The sequence below is a fragment of the Limisphaerales bacterium genome, from assembly GCA_014382585.1.
Classification (GTDB): domain Bacteria; phylum Verrucomicrobiota; class Verrucomicrobiia; order Limisphaerales; family UBA1100; genus JACNJL01.
In genome coordinates this window covers 1-4,792 of the sequence record JACNJL010000007.1, presented here as the reverse complement: position 1 = coordinate 4,792, position 4,792 = coordinate 1, and the positions used below count along the sequence as shown (strand labels likewise).

At 57.4% G+C, this 4,792-nt stretch carries 5 protein-coding genes; all 5 read right to left on the bottom strand.

Annotation, left to right across the window (positions count from 1 at the left end):
- A partial coding sequence (locus H8E27_00075; GenBank protein MBC8324016.1) for a site-specific DNA-methyltransferase occupies positions 1-473 on the bottom strand: 473 nt, incomplete at its 3' end.
- A 213-nt stretch (positions 474-686) separates the two neighbouring features.
- Complete coding sequence (locus H8E27_00070; protein MBC8324015.1) at positions 687-2,378, bottom strand: sulfatase; 1,692 nt, start codon at positions 2,376-2,378, stop codon at positions 687-689.
- Between the two features lie 17 nt (positions 2,379-2,395).
- The gene (locus H8E27_00065; GenBank protein MBC8324014.1) at positions 2,396-2,779 is read right to left on the bottom strand and encodes a GxxExxY protein; all 384 of its coding nucleotides are present in this window, start codon (positions 2,777-2,779) and stop codon (positions 2,396-2,398) included.
- A gap of 15 nt (positions 2,780-2,794) precedes the next feature.
- The gene (locus tag H8E27_00060; GenBank protein MBC8324013.1) at positions 2,795-4,330 is read right to left on the bottom strand and encodes a PQQ-binding-like beta-propeller repeat protein; all 1,536 of its coding nucleotides are present in this window, start codon (positions 4,328-4,330) and stop codon (positions 2,795-2,797) included.
- A gap of 232 nt (positions 4,331-4,562) precedes the next feature.
- Positions 4,563-4,792, bottom strand: a 230-nt coding sequence (locus H8E27_00055; GenBank protein ID MBC8324012.1) for a DUF1080 domain-containing protein, incomplete at its 5' end; no start/stop codon positions are given.

Below are 4,792 nucleotides of genomic sequence, written 5' to 3'. Positions count from 1 at the left end.
CCACGGTGTGTCCAAGTCAAAGCCTTCAGAGCATGATAATTTTCGCCATTGATGACGGTGTGCCACGGCTTGTCCTTTCCGCGTGAAACTTTTCCCGTAGAAACCAGTCCCGGATAAATCGTGTCTCCAAACTCCGCAATCACGACCAGATCGTCCAAGGCTACGGTTTGAGCCTCTGATTCGTCCGAATTGGGCAATTCCAGATCGGCCTCATTCTTGCGTTTGCGGATGGCTTTGACCTCCCAGAGCTTTTGATCGCCTTTCTTGGTTTCACCTCGTGGCGGCAGCACCCGAATTTTGTCGCCCTTGCGCACCGGGCGATTAGGAAGCTCAACCGCTTCCGGCCTATGCCGCTCGAAGTTCAAGCCAAATGAAAGCCGCGACGACAAGGCGCGAAACTCGCGTTCCAAGTCAGCACCAAGCTGCGGGTCTTCGGTCTTCGCCTTTCTAATGAGATCAGTGAGTCGGGACATTGATGGATAAAACTCGAATATTAGGTGTTAGTAATCCTGATCAGCGTTCACCTAGCAATGCTCTAAAGCCTTGAGCATTACAGACATGTAAGTTTTAAAATCTTCCTTGGATAGTTTCATGCGGCGAGAGCGGGTGTTATTACAGGACGGTGGATTGAGAGTCCGCTAGCAGCCATAAAGCGCCGATTGCAAAATCTAAAATGCGAAGCTTCATCATTTGTTTCCCGTCCAAGTCCGCGTGTTGTGCTGGCCGGCTTTCAGTTCCTGCAGGCGGCGTTGGAGGTAGGCGGCGGAGATCTTACGGGCTTTTTCGCGGTCGGCGCCGTCGTAGTCCCAGAATTCCTGCACGACCTTTTCGGCGGCGGGATAATGACTGCCGTCGTCGCCAACAGTCCGCCGCAGATCGGCGAATTGTTGCTTCAGGCGGGCGCGCACTTTGGCGTAGGCAAGGTCGTCGTAGACGTTATTCAATTCGCCGGCGTCCTTTTCCAGATCGTACAGCTCCCAAGCGGGCGGGGTTTGGTAACCGCCGTCGTAGTTGCAACCGTAGTAGTAGAGGAGCTTGTGCGTCTTGGTGCGAATGGCCATCACGCCGGGGTTATCGTGGTGGGCCATGTGCATCCAGTACCGATAGTAGGCGGCCTGTTTCCAGCCTTTGGGTTCGCGGCCGGTTTCGCAAATGCTCTTGAAGGAACGCCCCTGCATGGAGGCAGGCGTGGGGATGCCGGCGAAGTCGAGCATGAGCGCGGGGAAATCGACGTTCTCTACTATGGCGTCGCTGCGGGTGCCGGCCTTGATGGCCTTGGGATAACGCACGATAAACGGCATGCGCATGGAGGGATCGTAGGCCCAGCGTTTGTCCTGATAATCGTTTTCGCCCAGCCAGAAACCTTGGTCGCCGGTGTAGATGATCACGGTGTTGTCGTAGAGGCCTTCGGCTTTGAGGTACTCGAAGAGCCGCTTGAGATTGTCGTCCACGCCGCGTACGCAGCGGAGGTATTTGCGCAGGTAAGCCTGATAGGCGAGGTGCGTGGTCTCGCGCTCGGAGAGCTTGGCCACGTCGTAATCGGCGGGAAGTTCCTCGGGGAAACGCTCCTTTAAGTCGACGGCATAAGAGCGGCGCGGATTGCGTTTACCGATGGAGGTGCCGATGTGCGGCATCAGTTCGTCGTTGTACCCGCGCGTGGCGATGGAGCCGAAGGTGCTCGGCACGTCGTAGAGCGTGGGCGGCTCGGGAATCTTCACGTCGGCGAGGTATTTCTGGTAGCGCGGCGCGTTCTCAAAATAATCATGCGGCGCCTTGAACTGGTGGCAGATGAAGAATGGCTTGTCCTTGTCGTACTGCGTCTTGAACCAATGCAGCGTGGAGTCTGTGATGGCGTCGGAGGAATGCTCGCCCTTGTGGGTGACCACATTCTTGGGCCACGGCTTGTCGCCCTGCACGCGAAATTCCGTGTCGAAATACTTCCCCTGCCCCGGCAGCACTTTGTAGTAGTCGAAATTCGGCTCCACCTTCAGATGCCACTTGCCGATCATGGCCGTTTGATAACCGGCCTGCCGAAACAGAATCGGCAACGTCTGCTTGGCCGGCAAGATTCGGCCGGTGAGATCGGTCACGCCATTCACATGCGGATACTGACCGGTGATGATGCTCGCCCGGCTCGGCGTGCAGATGGAGTTCGAGCAAAACGCGTTGTCGAACGTGATGCCCTCCGCTGCCAACCGGTCAAGCGTGGGCGTAGGGTTGAGCGGCTTGAGCACGGTCGCATACGCGCCCACGGCCTGCGCCGTGTGGTCGTCGGACATGATGAACAACACGTTGGGCCGTTCCTTGGCGGTAATACTGGTAACCGCGAAACACGCGAAAAGGGCGAAAATTATTTTTGGGGATTTGTTCAGGTACATGCTGTTGGTCATTGGTTTTAAATTTTTTCGCGGATGATTCGTTCCCACTCGATTTTGGGATGGTGCCCGAAGTTGGCAAGCAAACCCAGCTTGTAGCCGGTGGCTTTGAGATAATTATGAATCTGCGCCCGATGCTCGTCGGCCAATTGATTGACTGCCTTGATTTCCACAATGATTTTTCCGAAGCAGACAAAGTCGGGTTTATATTTGTGCTGTAATCGGCGGCCCTTGTATTGCAATTCCAAGTCCACCTGTTGTTCAAATGGAATTTCCTGTTCTGCCAATTCCATCGAGAGGCACTCTTGATAAACCGACTCCAAAAAGCCGCAGCCCTTCTCCTTGTACACCTCAAAGCACGCTCCCATGATCCGGTAGCATTCCTCTTTGTACAACAAGTCCATCAGTCCCCTTTTCGCTTATTTAGCGTCTTTCGCGGTCTGGAAACAAATCAGCTCCTTGAGTGTGCGAGCGTAGAGACGGCCGTCGGCGTAGGCGAGGGAGGCGAGGGACCAGGTTTGGCCCGCCGAACCGAGGTCGCTGAGGGAGACCAGCGCCTTTTCGTTGAGGCGCGGTGCCGTCCAGTCCACGACGTAGACGGTGCCGATCATGGTGGGCCAGTAGATGTGTTTGCCGACGACGGTCGGCGGCGCGGCGGAGACGTGGCCCCAGCCGTTCCCGGCGTTGCGCTTGTCCTGCGTGGCGCGGAAGCCGTTGGCCGTTTTCATGTCATTGGGCAGCGCCTTATCCCAGAGTAATTCGGCGGCGCGTTTCTTGTGACGAATGACCTGCGCGGGCACTTGCAGGTATTCGACTTTGCCGGTGGAGAGCTGAACGCGCCCGATCAGAAAGCCGCTGTGGGCGCGGAAATAATGGAAATCGCCCACGATAAGGTTGGTGAAGTACGTGGTGGCCTTTTTCCCGAGCTTGATCGCCTGATCCATCTCGGTGACGTATCGGCCTTCCTTCCAGCGCGTGACCGTGACGCCCGCAGCCAACGGATGTTTCGCCTGCGGCTTGCCCTTGCGCAGGTCCAAGGCGAAATGGTGCGATCCAGTGAATCCGTAGGCGGCGTCCTTTTTGAATACGAAATTTTGGTGCGTGGGAAATTTTTCCACGGGCGCATCCCAAATGGATTTGCCGTTGGCCGCGTCCACCAACGACATGCCATACGGTTCCTCGGGCGGCTGATGACCGCCGCCGCGACCGGTCAGAATCACGCTGCGGCCATCGGGTAATTTACCGAGCATGGATTTGGCGTGCACACTGGTGCCGGCCTCGGCCTGCCAAGCGAGTTTGCCGGTGGCCAAATCGTACGCCCGCAGATGGGTCCAGTAGGGTTTCTCGCGACCGTACTTTTTCGAGCCGGCCTTGGTGGTGGCCTCCACGGGCAGGTCGTAGGTGGCCGCGTGCATGAGGATGACGTTGCCGTTGTGCAGAATGGGTTCGTGGGCCCGGGCGTGGTGCCGGCCGAAGGGTGTCCAGGTGTGCGACCACAGTTCGTTGCCGTCGTAATCAAAGCACTTGATGGTGCCGCCGACGTTGGTGAACACCACGCGTTTACCGTCGGCCACAGGCGTCGCGGCGGTGTTATCATTAAACAGACTGGAAAGATCCGTGGTGCGCGTGCCGGGAATGGCGCGGCGCCAAAGCTCCTTGCCGGTTTTGACATCGAAACACAGACCGAGAATGCCCGCGCCGAACTCGGTGTCTGCCTTAATCGGTTCGTGTGAGGTGACGAAAATGCGGTCGCCCGAAACGATAGGCGTGCCCTGCCCCGTGCTCGGCAACGGCACCCGCCATTTCACGCCTTTGCCTGTCGCCCCACTGAACTCAGTCGGCGCCTCGCCCTGCGTGATGAAGTTACCATCCGGCCCGGCAGCCTGCGGCCAGTCGGCCGCGTGTGCGTTGGCCCAAAATAAACATCCAAGAAGTAAAGGCAGTCGAATCATCATGCGTCGGTCGAATTAGGAATTAAAGGTTGGGTTAATGCGGCAGGAACGACCATCCATAACGCGGCAATCAGCATGCTGTAAATAACGATCCCGGAGATCAGCCACGCCAAGGTTTGCAGGACGTTGCCTTGGATCTGCCACACCTTCGGGGTGACCGCCCCAATCCCGCCGGATCGAATGGCCCAATGCGGAACCCATGGCCACCGACGCAGCGCTTTCGATCCCTGAGCCATTAGCGAATCACCGGTCGCAGGATGATATTGCGGTAGCTGACGGCGGTGTGATCGCCTTGGAGATAGAGCGGCCCGGGAACCGTTTCGTCCGACTGCAATGCGCCGTTGGTGCAGCCAGGGATGGGTTGATTGTCGATGATCTTTTGGCCGTTCAGGATGACGGTGACGTGGCGATCGACCAGTGTGATGTCGTAGCGGTTCCATTCGCCGCCAGGCTTGCCTGCGTTTT